Source organism: Janthinobacterium sp. HH104, from assembly GCF_001758715.1.
GTDB lineage: Bacteria > Pseudomonadota > Gammaproteobacteria > Burkholderiales > Burkholderiaceae_D > Janthinobacterium > Janthinobacterium aestuarii.
In genome coordinates this window covers 85,013-104,422 of the sequence record NZ_LRIB01000027.1, presented here as the reverse complement: position 1 = coordinate 104,422, position 19,410 = coordinate 85,013, and the positions used below count along the sequence as shown (strand labels likewise).

The following is a 19,410-nucleotide window of genomic DNA, read 5'->3' as shown; positions in this document are numbered from 1 at the left end:
ATGGACAGCGATAGCCGCGCCAGCGTGCTGTACGTGGACGATGAAGCGCTCGCCTGCAAGTATTTCGAGCGCGCCGTCGGTCCCCGTTACCGCGTATTGACGGCGCAGAGCGTCGATGCGGCGCTGGCCTTGCTGGAAGACGAGGCCGGCCAGATCGACGTGCTCGTCACCGATTACCGGATGCCGGACCGCCTGGGTAGCGAGCTGCTGCAGGAAGTGGCGCAGCGCTATCCGCACATCGTCTGCATGCTGGTGACGGCCTATGCGGACAAGGACGTGCTGCTCGAGCTGATCAATGGCGGCACCTTGTTCCGTTTGCTGGAAAAGCCGCTCGACCTGGCCGCCATGCAAACGGCGCTGCAGCTGGCCGTGCAGACGGGCCGCGAACGGGCCGCGCGCCGCCAGGGCCTGGTGGCGATGGAGGAATCGCTGGCTTTCCTCGCACATGAATTGAATACGCCGCTGGCGGCCATTGCCAATTTTGCGCGCGGCATCGCGCGGCGCGCGCAGGCGGACGCCGCGCCGCAGGCCGAGATCGGCGAAGCGGCCGCCTTGATGCACGACAATGCGCGCTATTGTTTGTCCGTTCTGGCCAGTTTTGTCGACACGGTGCGCCTGGCCAGCGCCGGACCTGGCATGCAGGGCGGACGCCGCGCCGGCAGCGCGCGCCAGTTGCTGGACGCCTTGCTCGACAGCTATCCTTTGAGCGCGGCCCAGCGCGCCGCCATCACGGTCGAAGTAGGCGAAGATTTTTCCATAGCCGAGTCGCCCAATTGCGTCGCGCTGATATTATCGTCCGTGCTGGCGAATGCCTTGCGTTCGGCAGGCGAGCAAGCCCGGCCTGCGATCGGCATCCGCATCGATGCCGGCCGCATCACGGTGCGCGACAATGGCGCCGGCATCGCCCCCGAGATTGTGGAACAGCTGTTGATCGACCCCGTCAGTGCCGGCGGCGGTGAAGGCAAGGGCTGGGGCATGGTGTTTTGCCACCGCATGATGCAGTCGTTCGGCGGCAACCTCGATATCGCCACCGAGTTTGGCACCTCCACCACGGTAACCCTGAATTTTCCAGTACATATAAGGAACGAGCATGATTGACGCCAATCTGCGTTTACCGGCTCAGCGTGAGCCGGCGCAAGGCTTGCCGACGATACTCTATGTCGATGACGAGGCCAACGCCCTCAAATACTTCCAGCGCGCCATCGCGCCGCTGGCCGACGTGCTGACGGCTACCTCGGTCGAGGAGGGCAAGCGCATCCTCGACGAGCAGGCCGACCGCATCGCCGTGCTGGTCTCCGACCAGCGCATGCCCGGCGCCTACGGCAACGAATTGCTGTCGTACGCCTGGGACCGCCATCCGCACATCGTGCGTATTCTCACCACCGCATATTCCGAACTCGAGCACACGGTGGAAGCCGTCAACCAGGGGCAGATCCACCGCTACATCCAGAAGCCGTGGGATATCGCGGCCCTGCGCATGGAACTGAAACAGGCGCTGGAACTGGCACGCTTGCGCAATGAACACGCCCAGTTGTTGCGCGAAAAGCTGATGGTGCGCCAGCGGCAAGCCGTCGCCAACCGCATCGGCACCCTGTACGCCCTGTGCGCCAGCCTGGCCGGTCCGGAACAGCAACTGCCCGTGGAAGCGTATTTGTCGGCGGCCTTGACGGCTGGCGTCACGCCGCCCGAGCCGGACTGGCTGCTGATGGATTATGCCGACCTGGTCAGCTCGGAAGCGTTCCGCGGCACGGCCTTTGCCGCCGCCGTACGCCAGCAGCTCGACACGCTCGAGCGCGAACATCCGGGGCGTGGCGTGGAGCAGGCGATCGACATGCTGCTGCCCGTGTTTGGCGCGGCGCTGCAAAACCAGGGCGGCACGGCGCTGTTCCTCGATGGACGGCTGCTGACGGAATTTCTGGAAACGCCGACCACCACGCCCGTTTCAGCCATTCACGCGTTCTGGCTGGCCAGCTTGCTGTGGCTGGCGCGGCGCGGCTGGTCCCTGCAGTTGAGTAAGACGGAACTGGGCTTGCAGGGCAAGGTAGTGCAGGCTGAACCGGCGCTTACGCCAGACCACCTGGCGGCCTGGATCGAGCAGTTCTGATCAGTCCGGCCCGCAAGGGGCCGGCGCCAAATAAAACAGGGCCACGCGGGCCCTGTTTCCATGTGCTGCGAGCGGGCTTAGCGTTCCGCGGCCGCCTTCAGGTTGTTCAAGCCTTTTTCAAAATCCTTGCCGATCATCCGATCCATGCTGACGAAGACTGTCATGACCTTGCTGACGTAAGGGCTGGGGCCCGTCATGGTCCAGTTCACCTTGGTGCTGTCGCCCTCGGGCGTCATGGTAAATGTGGTGGTGTTGTGGCTTTCGAAGGGCTTGAGGAAGTCCAGCTTGATGACGGTGCGTTCGGGCTGGGCCGCTTCCGTGATTTCCATGCGGCCGGCGCCCACCTTGTCATTGCCTTGCCACGCATATTGCGCGCCCAGGCCATTGGCCGGCCCCGTAAACGTGCGGCGCATGGCGGGATCGAGCTTTTCCCAAGGCGACCAGGCGGCCCAGTAATGGAAGTCCGTGATCAGGGCGGCGATTTTTTCGGGCGGGGCCTTGATGGTGATTTCGCGCTGGACACTGAAGGTGTCAGGCTTGGTGGTGGCATAGCCGAGGATGGCGGCGACGACGACAACGATCAGCAGCAGGGTTTTTTTGATCATATGCTCTCCAAATCTTGAATGGTCGATGCGAACGAATCCAGGCAATCTTAGCAGATATGAATGGCTGTGCGGGGCCTGTTGGCCTTTATTTGCGCCAGCTCTGCGCAGAGCCGACCGTACGCCCATCTGCACGTCGCGCACAGGTGCGCACGACAGGTTTGTGCAGGTTTGTAGTGACGGCCGCCGTCCGCTAGAATGCTGGCCTGCAAAGATTTCACTTAGGGAAATATGATTCAACGATCGATCGCCAGGCTGACCCTGGCGTGCGGCTTGCTGGCTTCCGCCTTTGCCGCGAACCTGGCGCATGCCGATGCCTGTCCCGCCCATTACGTCGATGGCCGCAAGCCGGAAATCACCAACCCCAAGCTGGACGTGGCGACCAAGGAGCTGTGCTACAACGTGTTTGGCGTAATGCACTCGGGTATCACGCGCACGCCGCTGTGGTCGGCCGAGCACTTGACGGCGAACAATCTGGAAGCGGCGCAGGACTTGTCGCGCGAAAACTCCTTCCACGCCGAACGCAAGCTGCCCGCCGCCCAGCGCGCGGAGTTGGCCGACTATGCGCGCAGCGGCTTCGACCGTGGCCACATGGCGCCCAACGGCGACATGCCGGACCGCCAGAGCCAGCGCGACAGCTTTACCCTGGCCAACATGGTGCCGCAAGATTCGCGCAACAACCGCTATGTGTGGGCCGGCATCGAAGGCGCCGTGCGCAAGATGGCGAAAAAAGAAGGCGACCTGTACGTGATCACGGGGCCGGCTTTTATTGGCGGCAACTTGCGCAAGGTGGGCCGGGTGATCGTGCCCAGCCATCTGTACAAGGCCGTGTACAGCCCGCGCCAGCGCGCCGGCGCCGCCTACTTCATTGAAAACGTCGATACCAAGACGTATGAAGTGCTGAGCATTGCGCAACTGGAAGACAGGATAGGCATCGATCTGTTACCGTCGCTGACGCGCCAGCAAAAGCTGCGCATGCTGAGTTTGCCCAAGGTGAAGAGCAAGTCCAAAAAATAAGACTGTCAAAAAGGAAATCCCATGTGCGCAAAGAAATTCGTCCCGTATGCCAATGAAAGCGATGTGCTGGAAATCGGCAGCCTGACCATCGAAAACCGGATCGACCGCATCAGCATCAGCGGCGACATCGACCTGACCCTGGACAAGCCGGGCCTGGCCCTGGCCAAACAGCTGCAAAAACTGCTGGCCGACGTGGTGGCGCAGCTGGAAAAGCAGGAACTGCCCGACCAGCTGCCGCCGCCCGAGGTGACGTCGGTGGCCAATCCGTTCGAGTGAGTTGGCAGCGCGGAGGAGGTTGATCGCCCGCCGCGCTTACAGTCGGCGCAGCCCCTGCGGCGTATTTATGTGGGCGACCAGGCCGGCTCCGCGCTCCGCTGTCGACGCGTGCACAACAAGCTGGCCTTCAAGACCCAGCGATAGCAGCAGGCGGGCAATGCGTTCCGGTTCGGGATGAAACAGTTCGAGCTTGATGAGGGATAGCCCCTGATCCTGCAGTTTGGCCGCAGGGTGCGCCTCCGCTTGCCACTCGATGAGTGCCGGGGCGATGCCATGCAAGGGCAATGCGCCATCGCCGGGAATGGTGATCAACCAATTCAGGGCACCCCGGCTCATGGCTTCGATATTGCCAAGCGGCTCCGAACACACCGCAACGCTGGCCTCGATATCGGCGGTTCGGGCTATCCAGGTGGAGAGGGCCGGCGCCGCATCGGCGGCCAGGGTGTCAAGCGCGAACCAGCGGGGCCGGGACGGTAGCGGCGCCTCGGGGTCGGGTGCGATCACTTCCAGGTAGACAGCATCGCCTAGCCTTAGCAGAAGGTTATGCGTCCCCATGCGGGTATGCGCTCCGCCAGCCTGAAGTTCTACCCCCAGCGCCAGCCGCACCAGCTCCGCACCCGCTCCCAGCGTTGGCGCCGTGATGACGATATGATCAATGTGACAGCGTGGCATTCCACATCCTTCACCGCAGGTCTTTGATGTGTTCAAGTCTGGCCATCCCCGATGCACCCCATCCGACATGCTTCGTCAGATGGGGTGATCCGGCACCAGCCCTTACTTCGCGAACGCCTGCGCCGCTGGCGTCACGGTGACGGCTGCCGGCTTGATGTCCAGCTTCATCGCGCCGATGACCTTGTCTTCATCGAGCAGCGCTTGCGGCTTGTTGCCGTCGTACTTGATGGGAGAAAACGCGTCGCTGACGAGCTTTTCCTTCAGGCCGGCCGCATCCTTGGCGACGATCACCACGGACAGGTTCTTTGCCGACAAATGTTGCTTGATGGCGCGGTTGACGTCCGCCAGCGTCAGTTTCGACAAGCCATCACGCATCAACTTGGTGAACTCGGGCGTGCCATACCATTGCGAATCGAGCGCATAGCCCAGTTGCTGGTCTTGCGTCGACGTCATGACGAAGACGTTCTTCATCAGGTAGTCGCGCGTGGTGGCGAAATCGTCCTGCGTCAGGCCGTTGTCGATCAGCTTGCCCAATTCCGTCAGGGCCACGCGCAGGGCGAAGTGAGCGTTGTCCGGCGCCACGGGGCGGATCCAGATTTCGAATAGCTGTGCCTTGCGGCCCAGGTTCGGGTTCGGGAAGAACTGGAACATGCCGCGCGGGAAGGCTTCAATGTACGCGTAATCGCCATAGTTCATGCCGCGGATTTCACGGATGCGCTGGTACAGATAGGAATTCGAGGCGCGGTGTTCGCCCAGCCATGTCTTCGCCAGCCACAGGGCGGGGAAGTCAGGGTGCGTGCGCGTCACCTCCAAAGGCAGGCCGAAGGAAATGGCCGTCGCGCGCGTGTTTTTCTCGATGATTTCCACTTCCAGGCCATTCGCCTTGCGACCCGCGGGTTTGACGGTGGCAGGCAAGCCTGGGCCGGCCGGCAAGCTTGCCAGCGCCTGCGTCAGTGACGCCGTCATGGCCTCGGAGACGTCGCCGGAAATGCCCACCTTGACGGCGCCTTGCGCATACGCGCTCTTCCAGAACTGTTTGACGTCGTCGAGGGTGATCGCGTCGATGCCGGCGACCGTGCCCAGCACCGGATGGCCGTACGGCGTGCCCGCATACACATTCGTTTGCAGGCGTTCCTTGGCGAATTCCTCTTCGTTATTGTCCTTCAGGTCCAGCAGCAGCGCGTTCCTTTGCGCATCCTTCAAGCGGCGGAAGTCGTCTTCGCGGAAACCGGGCGACAGCAGCAGCGGCAGGGCGATGGCGTTGAACTGCGTCCAGTTATCCTTGTGGATGGAGCCGGTAAACGTCGTCATTTCCTTGTCCGTCTGCTGGCTGAAACTGCCGGCCAGCGGGAACAGGGCCTGGTTGACTTCGTCGATCTTGCGCTCGGACGAGCCACCGGACGCCACCATGGCGGCCGTCAGCGCGGCCAGGCCTTCCTTGCCTTGCGGGTCCTGCGCGGAACCGGCCATAAACAGCAGCTTGTAGCGGATTTGCGGCAGCGCGGACTTTTGCACCAGCACGTCGAACTTCGCGTTCGAGGCGGCCGGCAGCAGGCTGGCCAGCTTCGGCGTGGTGGCGATGGCGGCGGCCATCGGCTGATGCGACAGGGTGGTGACCACCAGGCCCTCGTCCGTCAGGTATTTGCGCGCGGCTGCCTGCAGGTCGGCCGGTGTGAGCGTATCGATCAGGCGGTAGTACTGGTTGATGGTGGCATACGAGCGGTCGAAATGCACGAAGGAAGCCAGGGTGCCGGCGATCTGCTCCGTGTTGTCGAGCGAGCGTATCAAACCGTATTTTTCCGCCGACTTGGCGTCCGCCAGGTCTTTTTCGCTCACTGGCGTGTCGCGCAGCCGCGCCACGGTAGACAGGATGGCGTCGCGCACGTAGACGGCGTCATCGATGTTTTTCACGCGCGCGCCCAGCACGGCCAGGGTCGGATCGACCCGGTCCGGCGTCATCTCGAACAGCTGGTCGACCTTTTGCTCGTTTTGCACGAGGCGTTTATACAGCGGCGAGGTGCGGCCGAACGACAGCGACAGCAACGTTGCCAGTGCGGCCTGATCCTTGTCCTTCACGGAAAACGCGGGCGCGTGGAAGCCGACGGCTACCCATGGCAGGGTCGGCGTGGGCCAGGCCACGTGCTTGTAGACGGGGCCGCGCGGGGCGGGCTCGACGGGCACGGCCGCCTGCTGCTTGCCGCGCTGCCAGCCGCTCCAGTATTTTTCCACCAGCGCGATGGCTTGCTGGGGTTCCACGTCGCCGGCGATGATGATGGTGGTGCGCTCGGGACGGTACCAGCGGTCGAAGAAGATCTTCGAATACGCGTACTGGTTCGGCATGTCTTCGATATCCTGGATAAAACCCATCGTCGTGTGCTTGTAGGTATGCGTCGTGTAGGCGCTGTCGCGCATCACTTCAAACAGTTTCGAGACGGGATTGGCGCTGTTCTTGTTGTATTCGCCCAGCACGGCCCGCGATTCCGTCTTGAACGCGTCTTCCGCATAGTCGAGGTGCTGGAAGCGGTCCGCTTCCACCTTCAGCACGGTTTCCAGGTCCTGCTTGGCAAACGTCGTGTGGTAATTGGTCAGGTCGTCGCTCGTATACGCGTTCTGGCGTGCGCCGGCGCGCGTGATCACTTCCTGGTATTTTTCGGGCGGATAGGCCTTGGTGCCGCGGAACATCATGTGCTCGAAGAAGTGGGCAAAGCCGGATTTGCCTGGCTCGACTTCATTGCGCGAGCCTGTCTGCACGGGTATCTGCAGGGAGACGAGGTTCGGGAAACCGGTCGGCACGATGATGATCTTCAAGCCATTGGGCAGGGTCTTTTCCGTCGCCTTGAACGGCAGCAAATCGGCTTTGCTGGCAGCGGCGCTGTGGGCGGCGGCCGGTTTGACGGGTGCTGCGTCCAGGTTCGACGAGGCCATGGCCGACAGGGCCAGGGCGAAAGCGGGCAATAAAGCAGGCATGATTCTTGACACGGGGGCTCCTTCTTTTTTGGAAATGTGGAAAGTGCAACGCCGCAGCATAGAATATTCGTGCCGCCGTGCATAGGGGCTTTAAAAGTCGGGCCGCAGGATGCGCTTGGTGAGGTGGGTCAGAAAGTCGCGCCGGGTCGGCAGGAACATGCGGATGTATACGATGTCGTGCGTACGGTCATGATGGTAGACGACGCGAATCTCTTCGCACAGGCGTTGCCGCACATCCATGCCGACTTCGCGAGCGGCTTCGACGGGCGTGCCGCTGTCGGGAAAGGTTTTCAGATCAGAGAATAATTGCCGGAAAGCGCAGGTGAACTGCGCATGTGCGGCGGCAGTGTGGTGCGCCTTGAAATCGCTGCGCAGCTCATTGAAATCGGCTTGCGCGCTTTTCAGCACGACGATGCGCGTCATCTCAAGCCTGGTCGAGGCTGGCCAGGAAATCTTCTTCGGACACGACGTCGCCGCGCGCGATGTCCTGGTTGCCCATGGCGATCAGTTTCATGAACGCATGCTGTTCCTGCATCTGCTGCGCTTGCCGCTTGCCTTCCTGATACGCGTGCATGGACAGCACGACCATTTTCGCTTCGCCATTTTGCGTGATGATGATGGGCTCGTCCTGGCCAGCGTCAAAGCCGTTGACGATCTCCGTCGTATTGGCCTTGAGGTAGGAAATCGGCTTGATGCGTTCCTTGAGGTTCATGGCGGCTCCGGATGCGAAAAATTGTGACAGGACCAAATATACACCAAATTTGGTCGTGTTTCCTGATGCTGGTACTTGTTGCTTACGTCAGCGTCGTTTCCGGCAGGCTGATGCGGTTGCGGCCCAGGTGCTTGGCGCGGTACAGGGCGCAGTCGGCCGTATGGATCAGCTGCCCCAGCTCCGTGCCGGGACCGGGCAGGGCCGTGGCGGCGCCGATGCTGACGGTGACGCAGGCGCCGTCCGGACGCTTGCGAGGCAGTTGCAGCCGCTCCACGCGATGGCGGATGCGTTCAGCCACGATGGCCGCGCCCTTGAGGGACTGGTTTGGCAGGATGACGGCAAACTCTTCGCCGCCGTAGCGCGCCACCAGGTCGTTGGCGCGCATTTCGCTGGCGACGGCGCCGGCGACCTTGCGCAGGCACAGGTCGCCGCCCTGGTGGCCGTGGCTGTCGTTGTATTCCTTGAAATTGTCGACGTCAACCATCAGCAGCGACAACGGCTGGCCCTGCCGCTGGGCGCGCTGCCACTCGGCCAGGATGGTGTCGTCGAAGCAGCGCCGGTTGGCCAGCCCCGTCAAGCCGTCGCGCGTGGCCAGGCGTTCCAGTTCCACGTGTGCGCGCTTTTCATCCGTCATGTCGCGCAGGGTTTCGACGACGGCGATCAGTTCGCCGTGATTGCCGTAGATGGGGCTGGCATCGACGGCCAGGTAGCGCCGCCGTCCCGTGCGCGGCATGTCGCACCAGTTTTCCGCGCACAGATTGCTGCCCGTGCTGCTGCGGTATTGCTGCTGGGTATGCAGGGCGCGCATGTCGCCGCCGCGCCTGGCCAGCAGCAGGTCGGCCAGCGTGGGGCGCTCGTCGTTGTAAAAGCAGCGGCCCGGTTCGCTCGCGCCCAGCACTTCGCTTGCCGGCACGCCCGTCAACTGCTCGCAGGCGCGGTTCCAGATCATCACCTTGCCATGCACATCGAGTACAAAGGTGGGCACGACCAGCAATTCCATCATCTTGACGGCGAAACCCTGGGCTTCACCATATGGCGATGGGCTGGCATGTGCGTGGCTATCCGGCATGAAAGCATCCTTCTCGGGCGTGAATGGGGCTGGCTCGTTGGCCATGATGCAGCGTGGGGTAGTGACGGTGTTGATATTGAGCAATATTTTCAGTGATGGACCATTGCTTCGTCGTGGCAGACCGGCAGGGGCAGCGACACGCGCAAGGTGGTGCCGGCGCCGCTGCGGCTGTCGATGTGCAGGCTGCCGCCGGCGGCGGCCACGCGCTCATGCATGCCGGACAGGCCGCAACCGAGGCGCGGCGGTGAGCCCGACAGTCCGATGCCATCGTCGCTGATGCGGCAAGCCACGGTGGCGCCTGTTTGCTGCAGACACAGCTGGACATGCGTGGCGTGCGCATGGCGGGCAATGTTCGCCAGCGCTTCCTGCACCACGTGATACAGCAAGGCGCCATGCGCGCGGCCGGCGGCGGCGTCGAGCTGGTAGTCGCAGCCGCAGCCGAGGCCGGTGGTACGCGTAAAGTCGGCCAGCAGTTCATCGCATGCCGCTTGCAGGCCCGCGTCGAGGGCAGGCGGGCGCAGGTCATGGATGACGCAGCGCAGCGCCGCGATGGTCAGGTCGACATTGCGCGCGATCACGGCCAGCTGTTGCGCCAGCTGGGGCGCCGCCTCATGCGTGCTGGTCTGCAGCATGGACAGGTCGATCTTCAGGGTCAGCAGATGCTGGCCCAGGTCGTCGTGGATGTCGCGCCCGATGCGCAGGCGTTCCTGCTCGCGCGCCTGCTGTTGCCCGCTGGTCAGGCGCGCCTGCTCGCCGTCCTCGCGCAGCTGTTCCAGCGCCTGCAGGCGCAGCGCCAGGCGGTGCTGGCGCCACAGCAGCAGCGTCAGCGCACCGAGCAGGACGGCGCAGGCCGCCATCAAGGGGGAGGGCGCACCGGCCGGCAGCTTTGGCCCGGCCGCGTATCCGGCGTGCAGGGTGGCGAGTGCGCTGGCCGCCAGACAGGCCAGAATGCTCAGACGGTACGGCAGGCGTAGCCAGCGTTGCATCATTTCTCGCTCCCTAAATGTTTTCCAGAAGGCAATCTTATTACAGAAAATATATTAACTGTGGGCTATTTATATTGTCTAAACGCAAAAGCCGCGCAGTTATGCCTTTCGCCGTGGCTTTCTGGTCCTTTGGCGCCGCACGGCCAGGTGACGGGCACGGCATTTGCACGGGAAGTGTCGTGGCGGCATATAATAGAGTGTTGTCAATCGGCTTTTGCGGTTCCGGCGGTATGCGCCGGCATCGCTGCGTACGCCCTGCGCGAGGACGCCAGCCAGCTCTTAGGAAATACAGTGACTTATAGCATCAAAGAGATTTTTTACACCCTGCAGGGCGAAGGTGCGCACGCGGGCCGTCCGGCCGTGTTTTGCCGCTTTTCCGGCTGCAACCTGTGGACGGGCCGCGAAAGCGACCGCGCCACGGCCGTGTGCCAGTTCTGCGACACGGATTTCGTCGGCACCGACGGCGAACTGGGCGGCAAATTCAAGACGCCGCAGGAACTCGCCGCGCTGATCGACAGCCTGTGGCCGGCCAGCTACGCACCGAGCAAATACGTGGTGTTTACGGGCGGCGAGCCGCTGCTGCAGCTGGATACGGCCCTGATCGACGCCATGCACGCGGTCGGCTTTACCATCGCCATCGAAACCAACGGTACCTTGCCCGTGCCGGCCGGCGTGGACTGGATCTGCGTCAGCCCGAAGATGGGTTCGACACTGGTCGTCCACAAAGGCAATGAAATCAAGGTGGTCATTCCCCAGTTCCAGCAAGACCTGGCCGCCTACGAACAACTGGATTTCGAGAACTTCTTCGTGCAGGCGATGGATGGCCCCCTGGCCGCGCACAACATGAAGCTGGCCATCGAAACGTGCAAAAGCAACCCGAAGTGGAAGCTGAGCCTGCAAACCCATAAACTCCTGCAAATACCTTAACAACACATATGCTGACTATCACACGCAAGCTCGAATTCGACGCGGGCCACCGCATTCCCGACCACAAAAGCCAGTGCCGCAACCTGCACGGCCACCGCTACACGGTGGAAATCACCCTGGTCGGCAAGGTCATCGAAGCGGAAGGCAATTCCGACAATGGCATGATCATGGACTTTTCCGACGTAAAAACCCTGGCCAAGCAGCACCTGGTCGACGTCTGGGACCACGCCTTCCTCGTCTACGAAAAAGACACGGCCGTGCGCGACTTCCTGGCCAGCCTGCCCGACCATAAAACCGTCGTCATCGACCGCATCCCGACCGTGGAAAACCTGGCGCGCATCGCCTTCGACATTTTGAAGGCCGCATTTACCGACCATTTCGGCACGGGCTTGCACCTGCATAAGCTGGTGCTGCATGAAACGCCGAATTGCTGGGCAGAAGTCACCGATGACTGAAATGCACGCTAGCGCGCAGGACGCGCGCTACATGCAGCTGGCCCTGGAGCAGGCCCAGCACGCGTGGGACCTCGGTGAAGTGCCCGTCGGCGCCGTTGTCGTGAAGGATGGCGAAGTCATCGCCGTCGGCTACAACCAGCCCATCGGCCGCCACGATCCGACCGCGCACGCGGAAGTGATGGCTTTGCGTGCCGCTGCCGAAAAGCTCGGCAATTATCGCTTGCCCGGCTGCGAGCTGTACGTGACCCTGGAGCCGTGCGTGATGTGTTCGGGCGCCATGCTGCATGCGCGTCTGGCCCGCGTGGTGTATGGCGCGGGCGACCCGAAGACGGGCGCCTGCGGTTCCGTGCTGAACCTGTTCGAGCAGCCGGCGCTGAACCACCAGACGGCCATCGTCGGCGGCGTGCTGGCCGATGAGTGCGGCGCTTTTCTCAAGCGTTTCTTTGCCGAGCGCCGCCGCGCGCAGGCCGAGGCGCGCAAGCTGGCCCATCCGCCAGCCTGACATCAGCCCAAGATGCCAGCCATGCCAGCCCTCCAGGCTGGCATTTTTATAATTGTTGCGAAATAACATCTGTCTAGACCAATTGTCATTCTCAAATGAGAATGATTCGTGTTACAGTATTGTTTTCGCCAGCAAACTTCCCTTGCGCATCGTTATCGATCCGGGTTCAAGAGCCAGCCTTTACTCTTAGACCGGACCATCATGACTACTGTGCTTCCGCAGCGCACCGCTGCACCCGTCGTATCTTCAGCCCATCAGCCTGCCCGCCGCCACAACCTGGTGCTGCGCGCCACCTTGCTGGGCCTGTTTGCAGCGCCGATGCTGCCTGCCGTTGCGCAAAATGCCGCCATCAACGCGGGCACGGCCGCCCAGGAACCGGCCAAGCTGCCGGTTTTCCCTGAAATTGTCGTCAATGCCAAGCAGGATTACGAGCGCCGCGCCGGCACCAAGACGGTTATTAGCAACGACGACCTGGAGCGCCGTGGCGTGACGGACATGGGCGGCATCGTGCGTTATTTGCCATTGATCAGCGCGCCGGCAGCGGCTTCGGGCAGCGGCAGCGTGTGGGATGGTTCGGGCAACACTGGCTATAACATCCGCGGCCTGGAAGGCAATCGGGTCAGCCTGGACGTCGATGGCATTTCCTTGCCGGACGCGGCGCCTAAGCCTGATGGCAATACCCTCAACGCCTTCGGCACAGGCCGTGATTATTTCGATCCTGAAACCTTCCGCGAAGTACGCATCGATTCGGGCACGACGGCCGTCAGCGGCGCCAGCCCTGGCCTGGGCGGCGGTGTGGCCTTTGTCACCAAGTCGCCCGAGGATTATCTGGGTGAAGGGCAAGACCATTACGTGGCCTATAAATACGGCCGTGCGACGGCCGACCGCAGCAATGCGCACACCCTGACGGGCGCCGCCAAGCTCGGCGCCAGCCTGCAAGGCCTGGCCGTGTATGTGCACCGCGATGGCGAGCAGCTTGACAGCCGCGGCAGCGCTACCGTCAACCCCGACGACTGGCATTCGAACGCCTTGTTGTCCAAGCTGGTGTGGACTTTGCCGGGCGAACAGAAGCTGGACTTGACGGTCGACATGTTCGAGCGCAAGAACAAGCGCGATCTGCGCAACAAGGTCAGCACGTATTATCCGACGGGCGTGCAGCAGGATTCCACCACCAAGCGCACGCGCGTCAGCCTGGGCCACGACGTGGTGCTCAAGGATTTCGCCCTGTTCGACCGCCTGACGTCGAAAGTGTATCTGCAGAATGCGAAAACCGATGACAAGACGCAAGGCCTCTACACCTTCGGCAGCCCGGCACAGCGTACCATCGACACCAGCTTCAAGAACGACAGCATCGGCCTGACGTCGGAAGCGTTCAAGCAGCTCAATGCGGACAACGCGCTGCTGTACGGTGTGCAGCTTGAGCAGTTGAAAACGCGCCGCCCGTGGCGCGAAGACCGTGTCATCGTTGCCACCGGCCAGCATCAGATCACCAACAAGAACCGCATGGCCGACATGGACACGACCAAGCTGGCCCTGTACGTGCGCGACGATCTCAGTTTCAATCTGGCCGGCAAGAAAGCCGTGCTGACGCCGGGCTTGCGTGCCGACTACCGCAAGAACGAGCCGAAAAACCTGCAAAACTATGTGATCGCCGTGCCGAACGCGGCCAGGGAAGTGCGCAAGGAAAGCGACACGTATTTCACGCCGAGCCTGAGCCTGTCCGTGGAAGTGTTGCCGCAAATGAACGCGTATGCCACCTTCACGCGCGGCACGCGCCTGCCGACGGCGGCCGAGCGCACCGGTACCTACGATTCCTTCAGCTACACGGGCAGGGGGAGGGGCTATGCCGTGCTGGGCAATGCGAATTTGCGCAAGGAAACCAGCCAGGCCTATGAACTGGGTTTGAAGGGCGACATCGTCAAGGGCTTGAGCATGCACGCGTCCGTCTACCAGACGGAATACAAGAACATGATCGAGTACGTGATGCAGGAAGACGATCCCGTGAACTATCCCACCATCGTGCAGGGTTTGTTCCGCCCGGAAAACATCGGCGATGCCCGTACCTGGGGCGGGGAGCTGACCCTGCGCGCGGAGCTGGGCGCCTGGGCACCCGCCATGCAGGGCTATCGCGTCGACTTGGCCACGGGCGTGGCCAAGGGCCGCTCCTTCAATACCCGGACGGGCGAGAGCGGCGGCCTGGCCTCGGTGGCGCCAGCCAAGACGGCGCTGACCTTCGGTTACGACCACACCAACATGCTGTTCGGCCTGGAACTGACGGCGCTGCATGCCGGCGAGAAGCAGGCGCCGAACGACTTGCTGATGGGTACGACCGCGCCGCGCTTCAAGGTGCCGTCGTACACCATCTTCGACTTGTCGACTTACTGGAACGTGCACAAGAACGCCAAGATCGTCGTCGGCGTGTACAACTTGACGGATCGCAAGTACTGGGATTACGCGGCTTCGCGCAGCCTGTCCGCCGGCACCACGGCCGCCAGCCGTGCCGAGATCGAGCGCTACGCCAAGCCGGGCCGCAATGTGGCGGCCAGCCTGAGCCTAAACTTCTAAATTTTTTACCGGGGAGGGGTGCTTGCCCCTCTGTTTTTCCATGTTTGATTGAATGGTCTCTCTATGAAGTTATCCAAACTCGTTCTATCCCTGCTAGGCAGCCTGCTGATCGCAAACGCAACCGCGGCCCCAGCCACTTTGGCGGAACGCTGGTCCACCTTGCGCACGGAACAGCCGAAGCTGCAGATCCGCGACGCGGCCCGCGCGCTGGGTGTGTCCGAAGCACAATTGCTGGCAACCAATATCGGCAAGGGCGTCACGCGCCTGCAGGCCGATGGCAACCAGCCGCGCGAAATCATGCGCGCCGCCCTGGACCTGGGCACCGTGCAAGCGATCACGCGCAATGAAAACGGCGTCATTGAAACGACGGGCGTCGCCAGCAAGTTCAAGCAGGCGGGCGACAAGTCGGAACAGGCCGACGCCAAGCAAGACCCGGAAACGGAAGCGCGCCAGCGCAATATCGCCGGCGGCTACCTGGGCGGCCAGATCGACCTGCGTTTCCACTTTGAAAACTGGAAATACGCATTTGCCGTGGAGCAGGCGGGACGCGATGGCAAGCCGACGCGCAGCCTGCAATTTTTTGACGCCAACGGCACGGCCGTGCACAAGGTCTACCTGCGCAACGAGCCTGGCGTGGCCGTCTACGACAAGCTGGTGGCGACGTTCCGCATGCCACAGCAAAGCGCGGATTTGAACGTGCTGGCCGTGGCGCCCAAGGCCGCTGAAAAGCCGGACGCAGAGATCGACGTCAAGGAATTCCAGCTGGCCTGGAAAGACATGACGGACGTGCACCAGTTTGCGCAAATCATGCGCGAATTCCATCTGTCGCGCGAACAGGCGTTGCGCCTGGCGCCGGCCGGCGTGGTCGAGCGCGTGACGCCGGAAGCGCTGCGCACCCTGCTGGAAAACGCGGCCAAGGACAAAGTCGCCATCATGGTGTTCCTAGGCAATGAAGGCTTGACGCAGATCTACAGCGGCAAGATCGAAAAAACCATGGCCGCCGGCGGCTTCTTCAATGTGCTGGACCCGGACTTCAACCTGCACATCCGCGACACGGCCCTGCGCAGCGGCTGGGTCGTCAAGCGCGGCGGCGTGACTTCCGTCGAATTCTTCGACAAGGAAGGCACGCAAGTGGTCTCCTTCTTCGGCGTGCGCGAGCGCGGCAAACCGCAGCCGCAAGCGTGGGTGGACTTGGCTGACAGCCTGCCCAAGGAAAAATAATGTTTTTTGCAAGTTGATGAGTATCAGCACGTGACAGAACCGTAGCGAGCGGAAGCGAATTGTGGTCGAGAAGCGCAACCGTACTTTAGGTACGGTGAGCATCGCAGGCCGCAAGTCGCGACGCGCAGTAGGTTCTGTCATGTGCAAGCAGAGCAACACTTCAGTGTGAGTGCCGCGTGCCGGTCTCATGTCTGAAGCACAATAGTGGTATGCTGGTTGCAAGGCCGCAGCGATCGTGCCTGCGTGCTGGTTCCTGTAAGAGAGGCAATCATGGCAACCATCATGGCGAACGGCCTCAACATAGCTTATGAAAGCCACGGCGACCCCAACGATCCGTGCGTGCTGCTGGTCATGGGCCTGGGCATGCAACTGATTGCCTGGCCGGCGGACTTCGTCGAAGGCATCGTCGAGCAAGGTTTTCACGTGCTACGTTTCGACAACCGCGACAGCGGCCTGTCGAGCAAGATGGCGCTGGCGGGCAAACCGTATCTGCCGCTCGCCTACGTGAAAAACTTGCTGGGCTGGCCCCTCAAAACTTCCTATACCTTGAATGACATGGCGGACGACGCGCTCGGTTTGCTGGCGGCCCTGCGCATTGCGCAAGCGCACGTGATCGGCGTGTCGATGGGCGGCATGATCGCGCAAGTGATGGCGGCGCGCGCGCCGCTGCAGGTGCTCAGCCTGACGTCCATCATGTCGAGCAGCGGCCGGCGCGGCTTGCCCGGCCCCACGCGGGCTGCGCGCAACGCCTTGTTGCAACGTCCGAAACGCAATGCCAGCCGCGCAGAACTGATGGCGCACATGGCGGCCACCGTGCGCGTCATCGGCAGCCCCGCCTATCCCGTGTCGGAAAAGCTGCTGTACCAGCGCATCGAAGCGGCGCTGCAGCGCGGCAGCTGCCCCGAAGGCGTGGCGCGGCAAATGGTGGCCATCGCCGCCTCGGGCGAGCGCACGGACTTGTTGCCGAGTATCAGCTGTCCGGCGCTGGTGATCCATGGCGCGGCCGACCCCTTGATCCCCGTCGCCTGCGGCATCGATACGGCGGCGCTGATCCCGGGCGCCCGGCTCGAGGTGATCGAAGGCATGGGGCACGACATGCCGCCCCAGCTGATCGAGCGCCTGCTTGCCTTGATCGATGTGCATCTGCAAGGTAAGATGGCGCCCCAGATGCGCTCCCAGCCAGCCTAGGCGCGCCACCATTTTTTTGAAGGCACGGGCATTTTGAAGACACCTGAGATTGGCATCGCCATCGTTGCGCCGGGCGGTTATGCGCCCGACGCGGCGGCTTTGGAACGCGGCATCGCCCGCTTGCAGGCGCAAGGCGCCACCGTCCACAATTACTACGACCCCGACCACACATTCCAGCGCTTCGGCGGCACGGATGCGGGCCGTCTGGCGCAGCTGAACGCGGCCGCCGCCGACCCGGACGTGCAAGTGGTGATCGCCTTGCGCGGCAGCTATGGCATCAGCCGCATCCTGCCCGAGATCGACTTTACTGCCATGGCCGACAGCGGCAAACTGTTTGTCGGCTACAGCGACTTCACGGCCTTCCACATGGGCTTGATGGCGAAAACGGGCCGCGCCAGCTTTGCCGGCCCCATGATCTGCGACGATTTCATTCGTGACGAGCCCGAGCAGTTTACGCTCGATCAACTGTGGTCGTGCCTGGCCGGCCCTACGCACACGGTCACGGGCACGGCGGCGGGCAATCCGCAGGTCGCGCTGCAAGGCAAGCTGTGGGGCGGTAACCTGGCCATGCTGGTCCACTTGCTCGGCACGCCGTATTTCCCCGAGATCGATGGCGGCATTTTGTTCCTGGAAGACGTTAACGAACACCCGTACCGGGTCGAACGCATGCTGTTGCAATTGCTGCATGCGGGCGTGATTGGCCGCCAGCAAGCCGTGGTGCTCGGTGATTTTTCCGCCTATAAATTGAGTCCGATGGATAACGGCTACGATTTCGACGCCATGCTGGCCTACGTGCGCGAACGCCTGCCCGTGCCCGTGCTGACGGGGCTCGAGTTCGGCCATATCCGCCGCCGGGTCACTTTGCCGTTCGGCGGCCACGCGCGCCTGCAATCGGATGCGTCCGGCTTCAGCCTGCAAGTGACCGACTACCCGACCCTGGCGCGCCCCTGAACGCCTTGAGCTCCATGTCCGCCAAGCCCGGCAGGTTGCTGCAGCTCGACGTGCTGCGCGGCATCGCCGTGTTTGGCATCCTGCTGGTGAATATCTGGGGCTTTGCCTGGGGCACCTTGTCCTTGCGCTATGGCACCTTGCCGACCCAGCCACCTGTACTCGACCAGCTCGTCATTTTCGGCGTGGCGGCGCTGGCGCAATTCAAGTTCTATCCCATCTTCGCATTTTTGTTCGGCGCCGGCTTTGCCCTGCAGACACGTTCCCTGAAGCGCCAGCTGGGCAGCTGGGAGCAGGCGCAAGCGGCCTATCGGCGCCGTTTGCGCTGGCTGCTCGTGTTTGGCCTGCTGCATGGTTTCCTTATCTGGAGCGGCGACGTGCTGACTTCGTATGCGGTGGCCGGCATGCTGATCCTGCCGCTGGCAGCGGCCAAACTGAGCCGCATACGCAACCGCGCCTGGCTGGTGGCCGCCGGTTTTCTGCTGTTCATGTGCTTGCTCATTCCCGTGGGCCAGCAGGGCGGTGCGCCGGACATTGCGCGCGACCTGCAAGGTTTTGCGGAGCGTTACGCCATCTACACGCAGGGCAATGTGCTGGCCGTGGCCAGACTGCGCGCCAACGATTTCCTCGTTTCCCTGCTGTACGCCATCGTCATGCTGCCGCACATCATCGTGCTGTTCCTGCTGGGCATCCTGTCCGCGCGCCTGGGCTGGCTGACGCAGCCGCAGCGCCACCAGCTGCTGTGGCGCCGCGTGCGCGCCGTGGGACTGGGTGTGGGCTTGCCGTTCAACCTGCTGGCCGCGAGCGCCGTCGCGTGGCAGGTGGCCGATCCGTATCAAACCGTGTTCGACACGGCCCTGTTCGAAGTGGGCCTGTTCGCCGGCGGCCCCGTGCTGGCGGCCGGCTATGTGGCGGCGCTGATGCTGGCCGGTCCTTTCATGCTGCGCTGGCTAGCGGTATGGCTGGCGCCCGTGGGACGCATGGCGCTCAGCAATTATCTGCTGCAATCGCTGATCGGCACGTGGCTGCTGCAGGGGCCGGGCCTGGGCTGGGGGGCAAGCCTGCGTCCGGCCGAGATGCTGGGCCTGGCGGTAGTGATCATGACGGGGCAGGTGCTGCTGAGCCGTTACTGGCTGTGGCACTTTCGCCAGGGGCCGATGGAAACGCTGTGGCGCCGGCTGGCGCGGTTGCCCGCCTGA

Annotated in this window: 19 protein-coding genes; 12 read left to right on the top strand and 7 right to left on the bottom strand. The window is 62.8% G+C overall.

Annotated features, from left to right (window positions below; translation table 11 throughout):
* Nucleotides 1-1,098: a hybrid sensor histidine kinase/response regulator gene (locus JAB6_RS09635; protein WP_070302554.1), complete on the top strand. Its 1,098-nt coding sequence runs from the start codon at nt 1-3 to the stop codon at nt 1,096-1,098.
* Nucleotides 1,091-2,104, top strand: coding sequence for a response regulator (locus JAB6_RS09630; RefSeq protein WP_051991733.1), 1,014 nt, complete (start codon nt 1,091-1,093; stop codon nt 2,102-2,104). Before JAB6_RS09635 ends, JAB6_RS09630 begins: the two co-directional genes overlap by 8 nt.
* Before the next feature lie 77 nt (nt 2,105-2,181).
* Here the strand turns inward: JAB6_RS09630 and JAB6_RS09625 are convergent, their stop codons facing one another.
* A complete protein-coding gene (locus JAB6_RS09625) occupies nt 2,182-2,709 on the bottom strand; it encodes an SRPBCC family protein (RefSeq protein WP_070302552.1) in 528 nt (175 codons plus the stop codon).
* A gap of 228 nt (nt 2,710-2,937) precedes the next feature.
* On the opposite strand from JAB6_RS09625, the gene JAB6_RS09620 reads away from it, so the two are divergent.
* Both JAB6_RS09620 and JAB6_RS09615 read left to right on the top strand, forming a co-directional pair.
* Nucleotides 2,938-3,723: a DNA/RNA non-specific endonuclease gene (locus JAB6_RS09620; RefSeq protein ID WP_034755976.1), complete on the top strand. Its 786-nt coding sequence runs from the start codon at nt 2,938-2,940 to the stop codon at nt 3,721-3,723.
* Nucleotides 3,724-3,744: 21 nt separating this feature from the next.
* Nucleotides 3,745-3,999 carry a hypothetical protein gene (locus tag JAB6_RS09615; RefSeq protein ID WP_070218411.1) on the top strand — a complete coding sequence of 85 codons (255 nt, stop codon included), beginning with the start codon at nt 3,745-3,747 and terminating at the stop codon, nt 3,997-3,999.
* Nucleotides 4,000-4,035: 36 nt separating this feature from the next.
* Here the strand turns inward: JAB6_RS09615 and JAB6_RS09610 are convergent, their stop codons facing one another.
* The 6 genes from JAB6_RS09610 to JAB6_RS09585 form a co-directional block, all read right to left on the bottom strand.
* On the bottom strand, nt 4,036-4,671 hold the full coding sequence (locus JAB6_RS09610; RefSeq protein WP_070302551.1) for a VOC family protein: 636 nt from the start codon (nt 4,669-4,671) through the stop codon (nt 4,036-4,038).
* A gap of 102 nt (nt 4,672-4,773) precedes the next feature.
* The gene (locus JAB6_RS09605; protein ID WP_070302549.1) at nt 4,774-7,638 is read right to left on the bottom strand and encodes a pitrilysin family protein; all 2,865 of its coding nucleotides are present in this window, start codon (nt 7,636-7,638) and stop codon (nt 4,774-4,776) included.
* A 90-nt stretch (nt 7,639-7,728) separates the two neighbouring features.
* The gene (locus tag JAB6_RS09600) at nt 7,729-8,061 is read right to left on the bottom strand and encodes a type II toxin-antitoxin system RelE/ParE family toxin (protein WP_070302548.1); all 333 of its coding nucleotides are present in this window, start codon (nt 8,059-8,061) and stop codon (nt 7,729-7,731) included.
* Between the two features lies 1 nt (nt 8,062).
* Complete coding sequence (locus JAB6_RS09595) at nt 8,063-8,350, bottom strand: type II toxin-antitoxin system Phd/YefM family antitoxin (protein WP_070302789.1); 288 nt, start codon at nt 8,348-8,350, stop codon at nt 8,063-8,065.
* An 82-nt stretch (nt 8,351-8,432) separates the two neighbouring features.
* Nucleotides 8,433-9,419, bottom strand: a complete 987-nt coding sequence (locus tag JAB6_RS09590; protein ID WP_070302788.1) for a diguanylate cyclase — start codon at nt 9,417-9,419, stop codon at nt 8,433-8,435.
* An 89-nt stretch (nt 9,420-9,508) separates the two neighbouring features.
* Complete coding sequence (locus tag JAB6_RS09585) at nt 9,509-10,408, bottom strand: sensor histidine kinase (RefSeq protein WP_083292629.1); 900 nt, start codon at nt 10,406-10,408, stop codon at nt 9,509-9,511.
* A gap of 288 nt (nt 10,409-10,696) precedes the next feature.
* Here JAB6_RS09585 and queE point away from each other — a divergent pair, with 288 nt between their 5' ends.
* The 8 genes from queE (at nt 10,697) to JAB6_RS09545 (ending at nt 19,410) form a co-directional block, all read left to right on the top strand.
* On the top strand, nt 10,697-11,332 hold the full coding sequence (queE, locus tag JAB6_RS09580) for a 7-carboxy-7-deazaguanine synthase (protein WP_034785949.1): 636 nt from the start codon (nt 10,697-10,699) through the stop codon (nt 11,330-11,332).
* 8 nt (nt 11,333-11,340) lie between these two features.
* Complete coding sequence (gene queD / locus JAB6_RS09575; protein WP_034755997.1) at nt 11,341-11,787, top strand: 6-carboxytetrahydropterin synthase QueD; 447 nt, start codon at nt 11,341-11,343, stop codon at nt 11,785-11,787.
* A complete protein-coding gene (tadA, locus tag JAB6_RS09570) occupies nt 11,780-12,289 on the top strand; it encodes a tRNA adenosine(34) deaminase TadA (RefSeq protein ID WP_070302546.1) in 510 nt (169 codons plus the stop codon). Before queD ends, tadA begins: the two co-directional genes overlap by 8 nt.
* 201 nt (nt 12,290-12,490) lie before the next feature.
* A complete protein-coding gene (locus tag JAB6_RS09565) occupies nt 12,491-14,854 on the top strand; it encodes a TonB-dependent hemoglobin/transferrin/lactoferrin family receptor (protein ID WP_070302544.1) in 2,364 nt (787 codons plus the stop codon).
* A 63-nt stretch (nt 14,855-14,917) separates the two neighbouring features.
* Entirely contained in the window at nt 14,918-16,075 is a 1,158-nt protein-coding gene (locus JAB6_RS09560) for a hemin-degrading factor (protein WP_070302543.1), read from the top strand.
* Between the two features lie 270 nt (nt 16,076-16,345).
* Nucleotides 16,346-17,263, top strand: a complete 918-nt coding sequence (locus JAB6_RS09555) for an alpha/beta fold hydrolase (RefSeq protein WP_070302541.1) — start codon at nt 16,346-16,348, stop codon at nt 17,261-17,263.
* A gap of 33 nt (nt 17,264-17,296) precedes the next feature.
* Entirely contained in the window at nt 17,297-18,214 is a 918-nt protein-coding gene (ldcA, locus tag JAB6_RS09550; RefSeq protein ID WP_070302539.1) for a muramoyltetrapeptide carboxypeptidase, read from the top strand.
* 14 nt (nt 18,215-18,228) lie between these two features.
* Complete coding sequence (locus tag JAB6_RS09545) at nt 18,229-19,410, top strand: DUF418 domain-containing protein (protein WP_083292628.1); 1,182 nt, start codon at nt 18,229-18,231, stop codon at nt 19,408-19,410.